Raw genomic sequence first — 18,789 nt, 5'->3', positions numbered from 1 at the left:
TTTGAGGGGGGAAATGTGAAAAAAGCTACCTTCTTAATAATAGCTATCACGATGTTGCGTTTAAGCTTTCTCGTCTTTTTGAAAAAGCGTTTATGCGGTATAATAGCTTATATTGGACGAAGTGAAGGAGCAACTTGGATGGCAGTCTTCAATGCGATGGAAACTATAGTGATTAATATGTATGATGAGTTTACGAAAAGTTATGAACTTAAATGCGATTGTACGAAATGCAAAGAAGATATCCTTGCCTTGGTTTTAAATAAAATACCACCCCGCTACACCTCCAGTGAAAAAGGGCAGTTGTTCATAAAAGGGATGTATATCAACTCCCAACTGCAATCCGATGTGATGCGAGAATTGATGGATGCGGCAACGATTGTTGCCGATCAACATCATCATGTAGAAGAGTAGTCATGACAAAGGAGCTAAGCGGCTTGTACGCGCTTAGCTCCTTCTTGCGTGCTTGGTTCTGTCTTATTTAAAATCGTCACCCTGCAAATAATGGAAGAAAGGCTCATCAACCCAGAAGTTGTAGGATTCAATCGTTAGACTAGGATTGATTTTTTTGATGCCGGATGCAACATCAGCTGCTTTCTCGCTCAGGGTGAAAGACTGCGCATAGTAATGACCTTTACTGATTTTGTTATTCGCAATCACTTTATAATCCTTGATGTCCGTCAGCGAGTAGTAAAGCGGCTGCCACCATGAAGAGTAGATGAGGCCGGTTTGATCTTTACTGTTCTTTTTGGCATATTCAAGAATCACCTTTTGGAAATTATCCTTTTGCTGCGCATTGTCGAACTCGAATTCAATGTCATACTCTTTGGCGTAGGCGATATAGTTTCCGTTCTCGATTTGGACAACTTGGTAGTCGTCGGTTTGTTGTGGCTCGCCCCATTCTTTTAAATAGATGAATGCGGACGTTTTCGGTTCAAGTTGAACTTTGGCTTGAATATTCTCGCTGCGCAGCAGGCCAATTAACTGGATGGCATGTTGGATGTCGGAATGACCGTAAGTAAGCGCGAGTTTCGGATCGAAATGGGCGTCGAAGCGAGCATCCTTCAAATTGTAGCCTGTGACCAAATTTTGCTTCAAAGCGGTATCGAAAACGGAACGCAAATCACTTGCTGTGATTAGATCTTCTGTTTTCCAGGCTTGATTGATTTTGCTGAAAATATCCGCATCGGTTGTTGTTCCGATATAGTTCTTGTCGAGGCCTTGGAAGGCAATCACTTTGCCCAGTACGTCTTCAACAAAGCTGCTGCTTGCGGGTGCGTTTGTCTGAAAACGTGAGAACCATTCGGTTGGAAGCAGATTGGTGTCGATGGCAGCGGCCAGTTCCTGAGCAGCTTGCAGAGAGAACGAATGATCTCCGTCGTAATCAATATGTACTTTCGCTAGCGCGGCTTTGATCTTTTCTTCCTTATATGTGTAAGCAAGTTCTTTCAGTCCGGCAGCTTTTACAGCAATAAAAATAGCTTGTTGTTCCGTCAGCGACGAATCACCTTGCAGCGTAGTGCTGGTAAGAATTCCTTTTTCAAATAGCGCTTGTGCAGCTTGGTAATAAGCGCTGTCCTTTTGCAGATCGGTGAATTTATTATCTTGTGTGCTGGCTTTCAATTTGAGAATGCTGTTAACGGCATTGATGAAGTCGCCTTTGGTTAAACTGGAAGATAGACTAACATTGAAATGATCGTTCAAATATTGTTTGTACGTGGACGTAGTTGCAGTGGAATCTGCGGCCCAAGCAGCTGGGCTGAAGGCGGAAAGGGAAGAGACAAGTACGGCTGACAAAGCAACAGCGCGTACTAATTGTAATGTGCGTAATGGTTTCATGATGATAACCTCCAATAAATTCTGATAGGAATAGTATGATTTAGAGAAATATATCAATTTAAATCGGCAATGTCAATGCAATTTCTTCCTGTATCCAGGGTCTTTGTCTATTTTCACAGATTTGTTGGTTTTTGTCGAAAAAATAAATAAAACCTTTGACTGTGTCCGAGTTATTTAGTAGGATCGTTAACAGAGTCTTCACAAATACAGATAGAAAATTACAAAGGAGCTAACCATATGAAAAAAGCATTAATTTCCCTTTTTGCTGTAACCGTACTAATGACTGGCTGTGCAACTGCAAAAACGGACACAGCAACTCCTAAAGCTTCGACTGCACCGGCTGCTAGCGCGGATGCCACGAAAGCGCCAACAGCTAAATCGGATAAGAAAGTTATTCTGATTACACCAGAGAAAATCGGTGTCAATCCATTTTTTGCCCAAGAAGACGAAGGTGTCAAAAAAGCCGGTAAAGAATTTGGCGTTGTGGTTAAAACAGTTGAATCCACTGATGCAAGCGCTATTGAGCAAAATTTACGCGCAGCTGTAGCGGATAATTATGATCTAATCATTACTAGTTCCTTCGAATCCGAAGATGCTCTCAAAAAAGTTGCAGCTGAAAATCCGAAGAAATCATTCGCGATTATCGATACTGTTGTTGATCTGCCGAACGTACGCAGCGTTGTTTTCCGTGAACATGAAGCTTCCTATTTGTTAGGAGCAGCAGCTGGTCTTGCAACGAAGAAAAACATAGTTGGGATGGTTGCAGCCGTTGATATCCCTTTAATTAAGAAATTTACAGTGGGCTTTCAAGAAGGTCTGAAAGCGACTAACCCGAATGCCAAGTTCATCGTGAACTATGTGGGCAGCTTCACGGATCCAGCTAAAGCCAAAGAATTGGCATTGACGCAATTCGCTCAAGGCGCAGACTTCATTGCTGGCGCATCTGCTGTAGGAGATTTGGGCGTATTCGAAGCAGCGAAGGAAAAAGGCTTCTATACGTCCGGTCAAGATATTGACCGTACGGTTACAGATCCGGAGCATATCGTTCTTTCCCAATTGAAAGGAACAGATGCGGTTGCTTACCAAACGGTGAAAGATTTCGTTAACGGCACATTCAAATTCGGCGCGGTCGATTACGGCTTGAAAGAAGATGGCGTTGGTCTTACTTTCGTAACGAAAGAAAGCAAATCTAAGCTAAGCCCGTTCGTTGGACAGGATGTTATTACGAAAGTAAAAGCTATACGTGATGATATCGTTTCTGGTAAAGTGAAAGTAGAAAACCCGGTCAAATAATAAGCAAATAATCGCATATTGCCCATGGAGACTGTTTACGGTGACGTAAACAGTTTCCTCATGTCTAGGTAGAGGAGCGAATAACCGTCATGCTGCTTCAAATGCGTCAAATTACGAAAACATATGGCACTTTAAACGCGAATTCAAACGTTGATTTCTCGCTGCGTCAAGGTGAAATTCATGCATTAGTCGGAGAAAACGGCGCCGGTAAAACAACCTTAATGCGCATCTTGTACGGCATGGAGCAGCCGACGGAAGGTCTTATTCAGTTAAATGGCAAAGAGGTCCAGTTCATGAATCCAACAGATGCCATTGCTCATCGAATCGGCATGGTGCATCAGCACTTCATGCTGTTTCCTTCTTTTACGGTGGCCGAAAACATTGTGATTGGCAATGAGCCGAAGGCAGGCCTCACCTTTGACCGCAAAACGGCGGTTAAGCAAGTTGAAGCCTTATGCGCCACCTACCGCTTGCCGATAGATCCCAACAAGAAAGTGGCAGACATTCCGCTTGGGATGCAGCAGCGAGTAGAAATTCTTAAAGTGCTGTATCAAGGCGCTGATATCATTATATTGGACGAGCCAACGGGGGTTCTTACACCGCTTGAGGCGAAGGAATTGCTTGTGATCATGAGAAGTTTGGCCAATCAGGGCAAAAGCTTCATCATCATTACCCACAAACTCCATGAAGTGATGGAGATTGCGGATCGGGTTACGGTGCTGCGTGACGGCAAAGTAACCGGTACGCTTGAAGCATCGGCGACGAATGTGGAAGAACTGTCCAAGCTGATGGTAGGCCGAGATTTGCTGGAGTCTGCCAGACGAGATGTACAGGTCGGCAAGACTGTTCTGCAAGTGAAGGACCTTAGCCTTCATGGAGACAAAGGCAAGCCGGTACTGGATCGGGTGAATTTGCACATTAAGGCCGGAGAAATTGTCGGCATCGCCGGTATTTCCGGCAATGGTCAGTCTGAATTGATTCAGGCGATTACAGGCTTGCTCCCGATCGAGCAAGGTGTCATACAGCTATTAGGCGAGAATATCACAGGCCGCTCTGTTCGTGAGATTAGAGAGATCGGTTTATCGCATGTGCCCGAAGATCGGTATCAATGGGGAGCGGCGAAGGAAGGCACCGTGCTGGATAACGGAACGATGGGCCATCATCAAACGAGAAGCCGTTCTGGATTGCTGCAAGGGAAAGAGCTTCGACAAATGGTCGATCGCTTTATTCAGCAATTTCAGATTAAAGCCGGTTCCCAGGAGACCCAGGTCAAGTATCTGTCCGGCGGTAATTTACAGAAGCTCATTGTCGCCAGGGAAATTGCTCAGAATCAGCCATTTCTGATTGCAGCAGAACCGACGCGCGGCGTTGATATTGGGGCGATGGAGCTGATTCATGAAGAACTGCTGAGAAAGCGGGATGAACAGGGAGCCATTTTATTAGTCTCTTCAGAGTTAACGGAAATTCTCAAATTGTCGGATCGAATTCTGGTCATGTACGAAGGACGTATTGCCGGAGAATTATCTGCTGAACAGGCAACGGAAGAGCAAATCAGCTTATGGATGGCAGGAGGAGTTTCAGATGCTTAAACGTAAATGGCCACTAAGCGCCTGGATTCAGCCGCTGCTCGCTGTTTTGATTGGTTTGACAGGCGGCGCTATCGCCATTGTCTTGATTGGTGGCTCTGTTGCTGACACGTACGCGCAGATGTGGAAAGGCGCATTTGGCAATTTCTACTTTTTTACCAACACGCTAACACGAGCTACCCCGCTTATTCTAGTGGGGTTAGGCGTCTCGATCGCTTTCCGCGCCGGATTTTTTAACATGGGCTCGGAAGGGCAAATGATTCTAGGCGCACTATCCAGCGCATTGCTTGCTCTCTATTTGCCCGGTCCACCGCTATTGAAATTGCTCGTTGCCATCATCGGCGGCATTGTGGCAGGCGGCATTTGGTCAGCCTTCGCAGGATGGCTGGACGCCAAATTTCGCATGAATTTGATTATTACGACCCTTCTGCTCAATTATATTGCAGCGTTATTCGCCGGATATATGGTGGCTTATCCATTGAAGGACAAGACGGGTTCCGCTGCGCTTGCCCAAACCATGATGGTCGATAAAGCGGTTTGGCTGCCCAAATTATTTCAAGGGATGAGCATTCATGCGGGTTTTATCATTGCGATCGGGCTGGCGATTCTTTTGTATTTATTTATCAAATATACGGTAGCGGGTTATGAAATCCGGATGCTGGGCTATAATCCTTTGTTCGCTGCATATGGCGGGGTGAATCGGCGAAAAATGATGCTGACGAGTATGTTTGTCAGCGGAGGGTTCGCGGGCCTTGCCGGAGCCGTCGAGGTGCTGGGTATGCAGTACAGGTACACGGATGGGATGATTTCCAATCCAGGTTATGCCTGGTCCGGTATTATGGCGACCTTGCTGTCAGGCGCGCATCCGCTTGGCACGGCTGTAGCCGCAGTTCTTCTAGCTGCGCTGCAAACCGGCGGCATGGGTGTTGAACGAAATACGAATATTCCGCTGGAGATTTCCAGTGTTATTCAGTCCCTATTGATCTTGTTCGTCACGGCAAAATTCAGCTATACCCTATGGAAACGACGGAAAGGAGGCAAGAGCGATGCAGCATCTTCTTGATGTATCTTTATTCAATTCGATGATTCGAATGGTTGCGCCCATTCTGCTTGCGGCACTGGGCGGGGCGATCTGTTCGCGAGTCGGTTTGTTCAATGTAGGTTTGGAAGGTTTCGTGTTGGTCGGTGCCTTCTCCGCCATCGTAGGTAATTTCTATACAGGAAATGTCTATGTGGCAGTTCTAATTGCCATTGCGGTGACCATGCTTTTTTCACTCATTTTTGCGTATATGAGCATTCATTTGCAGGCCAACGTCATCGTCGTCGGGATCTCTTTTAACTTTTTGGCCCTAGGATTAACGGCTTTTTGTCTAAAAGCTATTTTTCATGTCAAAGGTGCTTTCTATGATAAAAATATGATTGGTCTGCCCAAATTAAACATCCCCTTTATTGAGGATATTCCTGTCATTGGCGGAATTATCTCCGGGCATTCTCCGCTAGTCTATCTAGCGTTTGTGCTCGTGTTTGGACTTCAGTTCTTCCTTTTCAAATCGGTCTTGGGCTTCCGCTTGATCGCTGTGGGAGAAAATCCCGTCGCTGCCAAAAGTATCGGTATCAAGGTGAATCGGATGCAGTACTTGGCTGTTCTGCTATGCGGTCTGCTATGCGGATTGGCTGGTGCGCAGCTTTCACTCGGACAGGTCACCATGTTTACAGAAGGCATGACCGCTGGAAGAGGCTTTATCGCTCTTGTGGCTACGATGCTGGGACAAGCCAATCCGATTGGTGTCATGGCGTCCAGCTTGCTGTTCGGTTTAATGGATGCCTTCAGCATTCGGCTTCAAGGCTTTTCACTTCCAACCCATTTCACCCAGATGCTGCCTTATGTCGTAACGCTGCTTGCGATGCTGTTTTTCCGGAAAAGCAATTACTTGGCAGATGCGCAGAAAGCGAATGGCAGTTCCAGATAGTAGGAGGATGACAGAATGGCAAAAGACAGCAAAGCGGATCGCATCAAGCGTATGCAGATTCCGAATGTAGAGATTCCGCCTGAGCTTGCGGACAGAATTCCACCGGGGCAGGTTGTGACAGATCGCTTTCCGATCTTACATGAAGGTGAAGTGCCGCAGTACGATATGACGGCTTGGTCCTTGCGTGTGTTCGGTTTGGTGAAGGAAGAGAAATCATTCAGCTACGAGCAGTTGATGGCTTTGCCGCGGACACAAGTCGTATGTGATATTCACTGTGTGACGCGCTGGTCCAAACTGGATACCGTGTGGGGAGGCATCTTGTTTCGCGATTTTCTCAGGCTGCTGGATGTGCAGCCGGAAGGCAAGTATGTCATGATTCATGCTGACAATGATTATGAAACGAATGTGCCATTGGAAGATTTAATGGGGGATGATATTTTGCTCGCCATGACGTTTGATGGCAAACCGCTCACCCAGAAGCATGGCTGGCCGCTGCGCCTCGTTGTTCCCCATCGCTATTTCTGGAAAAGCGCCAAATGGATTCAAGGTATTGAATTCATGGCGGAGGACCGCGAAGGGTTCTGGGAGCGCAATGGATTCCATAATGTTGCTGACCCCTTCGAGGAGCAGCGATTCTCAGGCGAAGCGATTCCAATACCCGAGGATGAATGGGTAAGAAAGGATTTTGATTAATATGCGTTTATCCATTTTACAAGTGAATTCGGAGGAGCTTACGCCTTATGCGATCGTCTGCGGAGATCCATTCAGAGCGCAAGCTATTGCGGCCAAATTAGACAACACCCGCGAACTGTCTTTCAGCCGGGAATATCGGACGTTCGTCGGTGAATCTGCCGGTGTTCCGATTACGGTGGTCAGTCACGGCGTAGGTTCGCCAGGCGCAGCGGTATGCTTTGAGGAATTAATTAAAGGCGGCGTGAAGACGCTGATTCGCGTAGGGACAGCAGGCTCCTACTCGGCTGATGTGCCACCAGGCAGTCTGGTTGTCAGCACTGCCGCGGTGCGTGAAGAAGGCTTAACGCGCCAGTTGGTGCCGATTGGCTTTCCTGCTGTCGCGGATCATGAAGTGACTCGAGCTCTGTATGAAGCGGCAAGTGAGACAGAGGGTCTGGTTAAACAAGGGATTACCGTGACGTTGGACGCTTTCTTCCAAGGCGTTGAAGAATTTCCGCATCAGAAATACAAAAAAGCGGGCGCCCTGGCTGTTGAGATGGAGATTGCAGCGCTGTTTGTCATTGCTTCGCTTCGCGGCGTACAAGCTGGAGCAATTGTTGCCTTGGACGGCTATGCAGATGCTGATTTGCGCGAAGTATACGATCCGCATACCGACGTTGTTTCCGGTGCTGTTGAGCGGGAAATAGACGCTGCGATTCGCGCTGTTGTCAAATTGCATAATTGCAAGTAGTTCAAGGAGTTCAAGGAGTTCAAGGAGTTCAAGGGATTCAAGTAATTCAAGGGAATTCATCGCGGAGCAATAGCTCCAAAGTTATTCTAAAGAAGCTTTCAAAACCACTTTATTGTGGAATTGAAGGCTTCTTTATTTGCATACTCATGTAAAAGTAGGTGAAAAATTGCATCTTTTTGCATGAGTGTGTAAGAAATATGTAAAAGAACGAATTTATTTTTGCGCAGACATTCTTGGCGCTTCGCGTTATGATAAGATTGTGCAAATTTCCTATATAATGTTAAAAAAGGAGGGGATTCATCATGAACTTGAAGAATGACCATTTTGATGGAATTTTCGATTCCGTATTGACAGATGTTGTCAAACAAACCTATAGCAGTTTTTCTATGCCCTCCTCGGAACAAATTCAATTATCCATCAAGAAAATGATGGAAATCATCGAGGCGAGATCAGACTCAACTTTGAGAAAAAAGAATTAAGCTTATTGGCACGCTGATTTCTCGTTGTTTATGTTGATATAGTTTAAGGAAACAGCCAATTTCCCTTTTGGGGAAATTGGCTGTTTTTGGGTTTGGAGTGTGACTCGGCTTATCCCTGATTTATTGACGTCCACCGCAGGTTTCTTTGCTACGGCGGTTTCCGGTCTCAAAGGGCATCTAAGGAACTGTATGATGCTTATAGACCGGAAAATGGCTACTTTGGAGATTTAATGAACGGAGTCGGCGCTACCCGGCACTATATTGGCCGAATGGTGATGATTTACTTGAAATAGCGCATCAGGAATTCGTTAGATTTTTAGAATGAGCGATTTTGGCCGAATAAAGGGTATTGAGTTCGTTAGGGGGCTTGGGTTGGCCTCAAGGTTCATTGACTGGGTAACCTAGCCGCAGGCTGGGTGCGTCCACCGCAGGGTTTTTTGCTACGGCGGTTTCCGGTCTCCGGTCTAAAAGGGCATCTAAGGAACTGCATGATGCTTATAGACTGGAAAATGGCTACTTTGGAGGTTGTTCGGTCTCAAGGGGCATCTAATGAACTGTATGATGCTTATAGACTGGAAAATTGCTACTTTGGAGATTTAATGAACGGAGTAGGCGCTACCCGGCACTTTATTGGCTTAATTGTGATCATTTGCTTGCAATAGCGCATCAGGAATTCATTAGATTTTCAGAATGAGCGATTTTGGCCGAATAAAGGGTATTGAGTTCGTTATGGGGCTTGGGTTTGCCTCAAGGTTCATTGACTGGGTAACCTACCCGCAGGCTGGGTGCGTCCACCGAGACTTCTTTACTTTGGAGGTTGTTCGGTCTCAAGGGGCATCTAATGAACTGTATGATGCTTATAGACCGGAAAATGGCTACTTTGGAGATTTAATGAACGGAGTTGGCGCTACCCGGCACTTTATTGGCTGAATGGTGATCATTTACTTGAAATAGCGCATCAGGAATTCGTTAGATTTTCAAAATGAGCGATTTTGGCCGAATAAAGGGTATTGAGTTCGTTAAGGGGCTTGGGTTTGCCTCAAGGTTCATTGACTGGGTAACCTATCCGCAGGCTGGGTGCGTCCACCGAGACTTCTTTACTTTGGAGGTTGTTCGGTCTCAAGGGGCATCTAATGAACTGTATGATGCTTATAGACCGGAAAATGGCTACTTTGGAGATTTAATGAACGGAGTTGGCGCTACCCGGCACTTTATTGGCGGAAGGGTGATCATTTATTTGAAATAGTGCATCAGGAATTCGTTAGATTTTCAGAATGAGCGATTTTAGCCGAATAAAGGGTATTGAGTTCGTTAGGGGGCTTGGGTTTGCCTCAAGGTTCATTGACTTGGTGACCTAGCCGCAGGCTATGTGCGTCCACCGCAGGCTTTTTTGCTACGGCGGTTTCCGGTCTCCGGTCTCAAAGGGCATCTAAGGAACTGCATGATGCTTATAGACCGGAAAATGGCTACTTTGGAGGTTGTTCGGTCTCAAGGGGCATCTAATGAACTGTATGATGCTTATAGACCGGAAAATGACTACTTTGGAGTTTTAATGAACGGAGTTGGCGCTATCGAGTATTTTATTGACCGAATGGTGATCATTTACTCGAAATAGCAGATATGGAATTAATTGGATTTTCAGAATGAGCGATTTTGGCGGAATAAAGGGTATTGAGTTCGTTAGGGGGCTTGGGTTGGCCTCAAGGTTCATTGACTGGGTAACCTAGCCGCAGGCTGGGTGCGTCCACCGCAGGTTTCTTTGCTACGGCGGTTTCCGGTCTCAAAGGGCATCTAAGGAACTGTATGATGCTTATAGACCGGAAAATGGCTACTTTGGAGATTTAATGAACGGAATCGGCGCTTCCCGGCACTTTATTGGCCGAATGGTGATCATTTGCTTGAAATAGCGCATCAGGAATTCGTTAGATTTTCAGAATGAGCGATTTTGGCCGAATAAAGGGTATTGAGTTCGTTAGGGGGCTTTGGTTTGCCTCAAGGTTCATTGACATGGTGACCTAGTCGAAGGCTAGGTTATTCTGATTGGTGTCCACCGCAGGCTAGGTTTTTCTTAATATAGTACAATAACCCAGCTGCCTCGCGCGGAGATAAAGGAACTACAGGGTGCTATTCTAGAAAAAAGTGGAATTATCGCAAGTAAGAGGGAACTACAGGACGCTATTCTGCTGTTTGCAGGGAAATTCCGCCCTTTTCTTGAATATAAGGCCCTGTAGTTCCGCAATTACGCTAGTATCCCCGATATTTGCCTAAATAGCGTCCTGTAGTTCCCTCCCAAGGATGTGTCGCTTGGAAGTGGCTCATTTCCGAGGTTAGCAGGTATCAGATCATGCAGTTGGCCTATTATTCTCAGGCTAGTTTATTTTATAAGATTTGTCCGCTATACTATTGTAAACGCTATCATGGAATGAGTGGACGAGATGAAAATACGTTTAATGGCGCTAGCGATGGCGATCACCATGCTGATAACGGCTTGCCAATCGCAACAAGTGACAACTGTGCCTAAGAAGCAGCCCAAGGAGCAGACTTTGACATGGATCCATCATTTTGACGAAGAAGGAGCTCGCAGATGGCTGGAGTTAGGTACACAGCTTTATACGAAACAGCATCCAATCTATACCTTCGCGCTTACAGGTGTGGATGGCGGGAATTATATGAGCCTGCTGCGCACGCGGGCGATCTCGAACAACATGCCGGATATGTATATGATAGATAATCTGGAATCTGCGCAGGACTTAATTCGCTCCGGCTATGCCATGGATTTAAGCGAGCAGCCATTTCTAGCACAAATCGATGAGCGATTTCTGAATGGGGTGAAGTCGGCCGATGGGCGAATCTGGGCTTTGCCGATTGATGTTAATGGGGCGGGCGTAATTTACAACAAAGATGCTTTCGCCAAAGCAGGTATTGACAGCCCGCCAACCACATGGGCGCAGTTTCTTGAGGCTTGCGAAGCGCTTGAGAATGTCGGAATCATTCCGATTGCCGCAGGTTATAAGGATAGCTGGACGATTATTTGGGATATCGCCGCTGATCTTTTAGCGAATCAATATGCGTCTGCTCGGAACTGGATGGCTGATATTGAAGCAGGCCGCACTACGTTTGCGGAGGATCGCATACATTTCAAAGACATTCTGAAACGATACGGGGAGCGGTTGAATTATGTCAACTTGAAGCCGTTTGAAACCGATTGGAATCAGGCGCAGCTGCTGCTTGCCGAAGGAAGGGCGGCTATGATCATTAACGGGACTTGGACCGTGGATGGGGTGAAGTCCAAAAATCCGGCGAGTAATTTGGGGTTGTTTGCTTTCCCATACACGAATAATCCTAAGGATGCCAAATTTGGTTTGAAATCAACGGGAGGAATTGTGGTCAATCCCCATTCGCCGCATAAGGAAGCCGCCTTGCAAACACTCGAATTGTTTGCTTCGAAGGAAGTCGGGGCGATTTTTCAATCGAACAAGAAGGCCTTGTCTGTCATTAAGGGGCTTCCAAGCGATTTCGATCCTACCTATATTGAGCTGAATAAGACTTATATCCAAACGGGTCAAACCTATGATTGGACCCGCTTGTCAACGGATTTCGTGAATCAGGATCTGCAGAAAGTTTTCGTCAATGCGCTGACCAAGTTTGTTCTCGATCGGAATCACAATGTCGAAGCCAGTATAGAGGAGCTTGACCAAGCCTTCGACCGAATCCGCAAACCAATTCAATGAGAGTAGTCGACAAGGGGTGTTGACGTGTGTCTGGTAAAGGATGGAGTCTGCATCATATCAAGGATTTTCGCATTCGCACCAAACTATTTCTATCCAATATGATTCTCATTTTATTTATCTCAACGGCAATAGGCGGTGCTGCTATCTATGCTTCTACCAAGTTCATTGAGTCCAATACAAGAGATCTCTCGATGCAAGTTATTCATCAGGTATCGGACAACATTGAGAATAGAGCCAAGGAGGTATTCACCTCTTCGGTGTATATTTTGAGCGATAGCAGCATCCGCCAGATTGTATCCGAACAAGGAGAGCAGGTAAACACCGATAATTATCCGGCTTTTCGCAGTCGTATGGAATTCTTGTTAGCGCAATACGGCATCGGCAATCCCTATATGAATGCGATTATGATTCAGACGGGCAAAGGGCAAGTCTATTGGTGGGAAAATAAAAAAGGACTCGATCATGCGTTAAATCAAAAAGATACCGCAGAAATAACGAAGAATGGAGCGGCTTATTTAACGAATCATGGACTCGATATGGGATGGTCCCCTTCACTTAGAAAGCGGAACGAACTGTTGCTCGTCAGAAATTTTGTGGATATAAGTCAAATTGATCGCAGTTTGGGGACGATTGTATTCAGTATCGACTCCGCTTATTTCCTTTCCCTCGGAAGTGGAAGCTCGATCATCAAGCAAAACAATGTTGCCATTCTCAATCCGTACAATGAATTGCTGGCTGGCGGCGGAGATCCGGTAACGGACAATTTGATTTTGCTAAGTTCCAAGGATGATCTTGCTGAAGAAGATGCTTCGATGGCAACCGTGGAAAATGCAGGAGTAGGCAGTCATCTATTCGTCCAGGAACGAACTCCAACTCTGAAATGGCGGGTTCTCTGCTTTATCCCCATGTCTGTCTTGCTTTCGGATACGCGGGTGCTGGTGTTAGTTATTTTGTTGGTTTCTGTGCTGGCTGTTATGATTTCAACGGGAATTGCTGCACAGCTTTCCAAATCATCGACGCGCAATATCAAAATCTTGGAGCAGACGATGCGAAGAGTGGAAGATGGCAATTTTGATGTGCGCATTGCTCCGTTAGGGAAAGATGAAATTGGAAGTTTAGCGGTCCGTTTTAATTTCATGCTGGTGCGTATTAATGAATTAATTACCACAGTGTACAAGGAACAAATCGCGAAGCAGCAAGCGGAGTTCACGGTGTTGATGAGTCAGATCAATCCACATTTCCTGTATAACACGTTAGGCACGGTGAAATGGTATGCGCGGATGAATCAACAGTTGGAAATAGAACGCATGGTCACCTCGGTAATTGACCTGTTGAAGTCTTCGGTTCGCCGTGTAGGCGAATTTCATCCATTAGAGCAAGAAATCGTGCAGCTAAATAATTATATTTATATTCAGAAGATCGGTTACGGGGATGCTTTTCAGGTGGAATATGAAGTAGAGGAGCTTTACTTGGGGTGTGAGGTGCCTTATTTCATTTTGCAGCCGTTGGTCGAGAATGCCATCCTTCATGGAATCGAGATGTCCAAAGGCAATGGTTGCATTCGGGTATGCGCGAAGGTTCAGGAGAATCAGCTTATTCTGATTGTAGCTGACAACGGCATCGGAATGTCGGACGAACAGGCAGCTAATTTATTGAATACGGTCACCCGCAAAGAGTCTGTACCAGGCGTAACTGGGATTGGCATTCACAATGTGAATGAGCGCATTCAACTTTATTATGGGAAAAATTATGGACTGAGCTACGAAAGCGCGCTTGGCGCAGGCACGAAAGCCATTGTGCGTATGCCATATCGACCGTATCGTCAAAGGAGGAATGAGCATGTTGAACGCCATGATCGTTGAGGATAATGCGATTTACCGATATGCGATTAAAACGATTATTCGCTGGGAGGATTATGGCTTCCAAATTGTGAGCGAAGCGCTCAATGGCGTTCATGCGCTGGATCTATTGCAGCAGCAGCATGTGGATTTAATTGTTACAGACATCTCGATGCCAGAGATGAATGGCATTGATTTAATTCAGCAGGTTAAGCATAAGGATGCTTCGATCAAAATCGTAGCGCTCAGTTCCTACGATGATTTCCGGTTCGTGAAGGAAGCTTTGAAATTAGGTGCTGAAGATTACTTGTTGAAGCATGATCTTGAACCGGAAACGCTGCAGCAGTTATTGCAGCTTATGAATAGCAAAATTCTGGAGGATCAAGAGCAGCGCAAGCAAGCGCAAATCCGGGAAACCAATTTGCATGAAATGCGCTGTTTATTGGGACGCAAGCTGCTGCTTGGGGAGCTGGAATCAGCGGAAGAAATAGCAAGCCAAGCGTGTGCGGTGCGGTTTCCGTTCAAGCAGGGTCCGACAGCCGCGATTGTCATCGACGGGGCATTCCCACGCTCCGGTGACCACTCCGCGTCAGAAGAAACGCAAGCGATGATCTCGCTGGCCATTCCGATTACGAACCAGAAGACGGTTGTGATGATTTCTTCTGCACAAGAAAGAAGTGAACGCAAATGCAGGGAGGATGCGTTGCATCAAGCATCGCTCCTCCTTAACCGCTTGCAAGACGCAAGCAAAGCAACGGTTGGAATCAGTACAATCGGATATGGTCTCAAGGACTGGGCGTTGCTCTATCAACAAGCAGAGACAGCGCTTACGCAATCCGTATATGGAGGCGCTGGGCAAATTTATACCTACACATGCTCGCCGCTTCAAGAGGGGGAATCCGCCAAAAGCAAGCTCTCCGTTCATTTCGTTGCAGCCGCGATGCGAAGTGGGAATGCAGCAGAAGCAGAAACCCAAGTGGACCTCTTCTTCCATCAATTACTGGAAGTGAAACCGCCCCTTGGCGAACTAAAGAATGTGCTCACGGAGATTATCCTTCTGGTGAAGACATCGGCTTTAGAAAGGCATAGGTTTTCTGAGCACGTTGAACAATTATATAAGCAGATGTTGACATTGCTAGAAGCACTGCCCCAATTAAACGAGATCAAGCGATTGATGCTGGAGGCAAACAGACGAATATTCGGACCCTATCCCTATGAAAATACGAGTATGCGCAAAGAAATTCAAGTCGCAATGGCCTATATAGAAGAGCATTATGCAGAAGATATCACGGTGGTCAGATTGGCGGAAGTGCTGCACCTGAGCAGCAATTATTTATCTAATTTATTTAAAAGCGAGACGGGGATGCGCATCGTGGAGTATATGAACCGCTGTCGGATTCGCAGGGCGAAGCTGCTTTTGCAGGATGCTTCGATGAAAGTGTACGAAGTCGCAGAGAAAACAGGATTTCAAGAGGCTTCCTATTTCTGCAAGGTGTTTAAGGAGCTGGAAGGCAAAACCGTGAAGGAATATCGCTGCGAACGTTAGAAGAAGCTTATTAAAGCCAACAGTTCTGTGATTTGTATAAGAATTCAGTGAAAAATAGAAGGAAAAAAGCGGTGAATTCCAGTAGAATTCACCGCTTTTTTGCTATGTAAACCAACCGGAATCTTCATCGTTTTGTTATATATTTTAAAGTTTCCTGCAATGTAAGCGCTTTTAATTCAATTTATACTAGCCTTAAGACAACAACAATCACACAACTGACGAATGAAACGGGTTTCATAAACGACGGCGGATACGAAACATACGAAACATAGGGGGTACTCCATTGCAATTGTCCAAAAGCACAGAAGCTGCCATCCAATTAACGCAGGATGCGCTGCGAATAAACGGTCAATCCGAGATCATTCTTTGCGCTTCTTTATTTTATTTCCGGTTGCCCCGAGCGTTATGGAAAGAGCGATTGCTCAAAGTGAAGACGTATGGCTATAACGCCATTGATGTATATTTTCCCTGGAATCACCATGAAGCCGAGGAGGGGATTTGGGATTTCAGCGGGGAAAAGGATGTTGCCCAGTTCTTGCAGGATGCGGCTGAGGCAGGCTTATGGGTGATCGCGAGGCCAGGGCCATACATCTGTTCCGAGTGGGATGGGGGGGCGCTTCCTGCCTATTTATTGGTCAAAGAGAACCTGCATTTGCGTGATAATGATCCCCACTTCTTGCAGCATGTGGCCAGATGGTATGCGCAGATTTTACCGAAAATACAGAAGTCTGAACTGGGACAAGGTGGAACCGTTATCGCCGTGCAGCTTGATAATGAACTTGATTTCTATCCTTGCTCGGATCCCAAAGGATACATCTCGGCCTTGCGGGATATGGCTATAGCTCATGGAATCAGCGTTCCATTAATCGCTTGTGCGGGTCAAGGCGGCTTGTATGAAGCCTGTGGTTTCGCAGAGGAAGTCGTGCCGACCTGCAACTTCTATCCGAATGATCGAGATCCTGTATTTGAAGCGAAAGTGCTCTTCTACAGAGGGGAACTAGCTAAACGCGGATATCCGCTGCTCGTCACGGAAACGAATCGCTCGCACTTCCTGCTTCGCCGGTTATTATCAGCAGGGGCCAAGTTGCTGGGACCCTATCTGCAAGCATCGGGAACGAATTTTGGTTTTACGAATGCGGCTAATAATTGGGGAAATCCCCTGTCTTTCTTGACATCGGATTACGATTTCCATGGCATGATTACCCCGGAAGGACACATTCGCGAAGAAGCGTACGAAGGTAGATTATTGCATCATATCCTTCAGACGTATGGTCGTTCCTTGGCAGAAGCCTTCCCGGCGGCAATCGGTACAACGGGCCAGAGTTCGCTTCCTTATCGGTTAGCGCTGCAACATGGCGGTGAGCTCCTCTTCTTAGCCAATGTCAAAGAGCAAGAGGAAAGCGTTCTCCTACAAATCGCCGAAGAGCAGATTCCGCGATATACGGAACTTGTCGCCATAGCTGGGCATTGTCCGATCTTGCCCTTGCAGGTTCCGCTCGGTGCTTGGGGCGTTGCAGGAGGCACGCTTCATTATGCGACTGGAGAACTCCTGCTAGTGAAGCAGCTGCCAGATCGAACGTTGTTCCTGTTTCACACGGAGGGCGAAGGTGAAATCTGCTTTACTTTTGACACGGAGATTCAGCTAATTGAAGGCACGATGACGCAGCAAGAAGTGGCCGAATATCGTGTAACCTTGTCATTTTCATCCGTAGAAAAGGAAGCAAGAAGCTCAATTTCATTGGCAGATGGTCAAGTCTTGGAAATCGTCGGAATCAGCCGTGCTAGCGCACTGCTTCTAGAAGGAATAGATGAAGAAGGCAACCTGCACCACGAAACATATCCTGAAAGGTCTTCTGCAAGTCGTGAAGTGGAGATATACTGGACGCAAAGTGAAGTGAATCCTGTGATTCCTTTCGCAGAAAAGTTGGTTTCCATCGGGGATTCCGCCGATTATTTGGAGAAGCATGCGATTTACCGCGGGTTTGCGTGGTATCAAGCCCACTTGCCGATCCCGCTGACTGGGGATTACCAAGGTTTTATTATCCAACGGGCAAGTGATGTTGTTACCCTCAACCTGGGTGAAACATATCTAGGTACGGCCACGCCAGGAGGATCGAGTCATTATATGCCGCTTCCATCGTCTATGCAGGCTAATTCTGAGCTAACGGCGCGTGTGGAGATTTGGGGACACACCAACTTTCATGATACGAATTTGCCAGCCCTGCATCTGAACAGTCTGAAAGGCTTAACTGGCATTATGGGTGTTACAGCAATGAGAGATTTGAATGCCAATTGGCGATTCAAGCGGATTCAGCAAGAGGATGATAAGGCTGAGTATGCCCGAATCGACTTGGATGATCGGCATTGGCCCATGGTTAATATTGGCGGCTGGTTATCCGCAGATCAACCGGCACATCACTGCTATCGTAACCAGGTGCAACTATCTGACCAAGCGGATAGCTGGATTCTGCATACGCCAGGCAATTTCAGCTATGCCTACGCTTATGTCAACGGACATTCCCTTGGGCAAGTGAATCCGCTTGATCCCTATCTGGATGTCACGCCATACGTTAAAGCGGGCGAAACAGCAGCACTGACATTTTTTCTGGATAAAACGTATGGGGCACTAAGTGGACATATCAACCTCTATGAAGGGAGGTCCGCGAAATCATGGTCATTGGCGGCAGGTCAAGAGAGGGAATTGCTGCACCATGCCCAAATAAGCAAATCCGCAGATCAGCCTGTTGAGGGCGCGGTAACGCTGAAACCTGGAGCTGTTTCGTGGTTGTATGGACAGCTTGATGACAGCAATCAAGGTTTGGGCTGGCGAGTTTATGTTCAGGGGCGCGATATGAAACTCACGGTGTTCTTTAATGGTCATCTGGTTGGCCGATTATGGACGCAAGGCGGAGCGAATAGGCCGATATTCCGAGGAGGCAGCGACGAATCCTTTTACTTGCCAGGACCTTGGTTCCACGATCACGAAGCAGGCAATGAAGTTGTCATTCTGTTGGAATCCGTGGGAACAAGTGCGGATGCAAGCTTGGAACCGCTGCGTTTCGTACCCGTCACTGCTACATAATAGGA

The 18,789-nt window shown here is 46.6% G+C and carries 13 protein-coding genes; 12 read left to right on the top strand and 1 reads right to left on the bottom strand.

Translation table 11 applies throughout. The features are described 5' to 3' along the window. The first annotated feature begins 15 nt into the window (after positions 1 to 15). Complete coding sequence (locus tag IEY34_RS02210; protein ID WP_189006890.1) at positions 16 to 411, top strand: late competence development ComFB family protein; 396 nt, start codon at positions 16 to 18, stop codon at positions 409 to 411. 63 nt (positions 412 to 474) lie between these two features. Here IEY34_RS02210 and IEY34_RS02205 read toward each other — a convergent pair whose 3' ends face one another. Continuing rightward, positions 475 to 1,836 (bottom strand): hypothetical protein, encoded by a 1,362-nt coding sequence (locus IEY34_RS02205; RefSeq protein WP_189006888.1) that lies wholly within the window; start codon positions 1,834 to 1,836, stop codon positions 475 to 477. 237 nt (positions 1,837 to 2,073) lie between these two features. On the opposite strand from IEY34_RS02205, the gene IEY34_RS02200 reads away from it, so the two are divergent. From IEY34_RS02200 to IEY34_RS02150, 11 genes are all read left to right on the top strand, one after another. Then, entirely contained in the window at positions 2,074 to 3,129 is a 1,056-nt protein-coding gene (locus IEY34_RS02200) for a BMP family lipoprotein (protein WP_189006887.1), read from the top strand. Between the two features lie 89 nt (positions 3,130 to 3,218). Further along, a complete protein-coding gene (locus tag IEY34_RS02195; protein ID WP_189006885.1) occupies positions 3,219 to 4,718 on the top strand; it encodes an ABC transporter ATP-binding protein in 1,500 nt (499 codons plus the stop codon). Beyond that, positions 4,711 to 5,778, top strand: a complete 1,068-nt coding sequence (locus IEY34_RS02190) for an ABC transporter permease (protein ID WP_189006883.1) — start codon at positions 4,711 to 4,713, stop codon at positions 5,776 to 5,778. Before IEY34_RS02195 ends, IEY34_RS02190 begins: the two co-directional genes overlap by 8 nt. Next, on the top strand, positions 5,762 to 6,685 hold the full coding sequence (locus IEY34_RS02185; protein WP_189006881.1) for an ABC transporter permease: 924 nt from the start codon (positions 5,762 to 5,764) through the stop codon (positions 6,683 to 6,685). Before IEY34_RS02190 ends, IEY34_RS02185 begins: the two co-directional genes overlap by 17 nt. Positions 6,686 to 6,700: 15 nt before the next feature. Then, complete coding sequence (locus tag IEY34_RS02180; RefSeq protein WP_189006879.1) at positions 6,701 to 7,378, top strand: sulfite oxidase-like oxidoreductase; 678 nt, start codon at positions 6,701 to 6,703, stop codon at positions 7,376 to 7,378. 1 nt (position 7,379) lies between these two features. Then, positions 7,380 to 8,108: a nucleoside phosphorylase gene (locus IEY34_RS02175; RefSeq protein ID WP_189006877.1), complete on the top strand. Its 729-nt coding sequence runs from the start codon at positions 7,380 to 7,382 to the stop codon at positions 8,106 to 8,108. Between the two features lie 302 nt (positions 8,109 to 8,410). Next, positions 8,411 to 8,587, top strand: coding sequence for a hypothetical protein (locus tag IEY34_RS02170; protein WP_189006874.1), 177 nt, complete (start codon positions 8,411 to 8,413; stop codon positions 8,585 to 8,587). Between the two features lie 2,435 nt (positions 8,588 to 11,022). Continuing rightward, a complete protein-coding gene (locus IEY34_RS02165) occupies positions 11,023 to 12,318 on the top strand; it encodes an ABC transporter substrate-binding protein (RefSeq protein WP_189006871.1) in 1,296 nt (431 codons plus the stop codon). A 26-nt stretch (positions 12,319 to 12,344) separates the two neighbouring features. After that, complete coding sequence (locus IEY34_RS02160) at positions 12,345 to 14,180, top strand: sensor histidine kinase (RefSeq protein ID WP_189006868.1); 1,836 nt, start codon at positions 12,345 to 12,347, stop codon at positions 14,178 to 14,180. Next, positions 14,158 to 15,702 (top strand): response regulator, encoded by a 1,545-nt coding sequence (locus tag IEY34_RS02155; RefSeq protein WP_189006865.1) that lies wholly within the window; start codon positions 14,158 to 14,160, stop codon positions 15,700 to 15,702. Before IEY34_RS02160 ends, IEY34_RS02155 begins: the two co-directional genes overlap by 23 nt. Positions 15,703 to 15,985: 283 nt before the next feature. Beyond that, on the top strand, positions 15,986 to 18,784 hold the full coding sequence (locus tag IEY34_RS02150) for a beta-galactosidase (protein ID WP_189006862.1): 2,799 nt from the start codon (positions 15,986 to 15,988) through the stop codon (positions 18,782 to 18,784). Positions 18,785 to 18,789: the final 5 nt, after the last annotated feature.

The sequence above is a fragment of the Paenibacillus marchantiophytorum genome (genome assembly GCF_014640555.1).
Taxonomy (GTDB): Bacteria; Bacillota; Bacilli; order Paenibacillales; family NBRC-103111; genus Paenibacillus_E; species Paenibacillus_E marchantiophytorum.
Note: the sequence above shows the minus strand (reverse complement) of the source record. Positions and strands in the feature narration are given on the sequence as shown.

Excerpts from the sequence above, each read along its gene's own strand:
- IEY34_RS02205 (WP_189006888.1), bottom strand. The coding sequence starts at position 1,836 with ATGAAACCATTACGCACATTACAATTAGTACGCGCTGTTGCTTTGTCA.
- IEY34_RS02195 (WP_189006885.1), top strand. The coding sequence starts at position 3,219 with ATGCTGCTTCAAATGCGTCAAATTACGAAAACATATGGCACTTTAAAC.
- IEY34_RS02190 (WP_189006883.1), top strand. The coding sequence starts at position 4,711 with ATGCTTAAACGTAAATGGCCACTAAGCGCCTGGATTCAGCCGCTGCTC.
- IEY34_RS02165 (WP_189006871.1), top strand. The coding sequence starts at position 11,023 with ATGAAAATACGTTTAATGGCGCTAGCGATGGCGATCACCATGCTGATA.
- IEY34_RS02200 (WP_189006887.1), top strand. The coding sequence starts at position 2,074 with ATGAAAAAAGCATTAATTTCCCTTTTTGCTGTAACCGTACTAATGACT.
- IEY34_RS02170 (WP_189006874.1), top strand. The coding sequence starts at position 8,411 with ATGAACTTGAAGAATGACCATTTTGATGGAATTTTCGATTCCGTATTG.
- IEY34_RS02155 (WP_189006865.1), top strand. The coding sequence starts at position 14,158 with ATGTTGAACGCCATGATCGTTGAGGATAATGCGATTTACCGATATGCG.
- IEY34_RS02185 (WP_189006881.1), top strand. The coding sequence starts at position 5,762 with ATGCAGCATCTTCTTGATGTATCTTTATTCAATTCGATGATTCGAATG.
- IEY34_RS02175 (WP_189006877.1), top strand. The coding sequence starts at position 7,380 with ATGCGTTTATCCATTTTACAAGTGAATTCGGAGGAGCTTACGCCTTAT.
- IEY34_RS02180 (WP_189006879.1), top strand. The coding sequence starts at position 6,701 with ATGGCAAAAGACAGCAAAGCGGATCGCATCAAGCGTATGCAGATTCCG.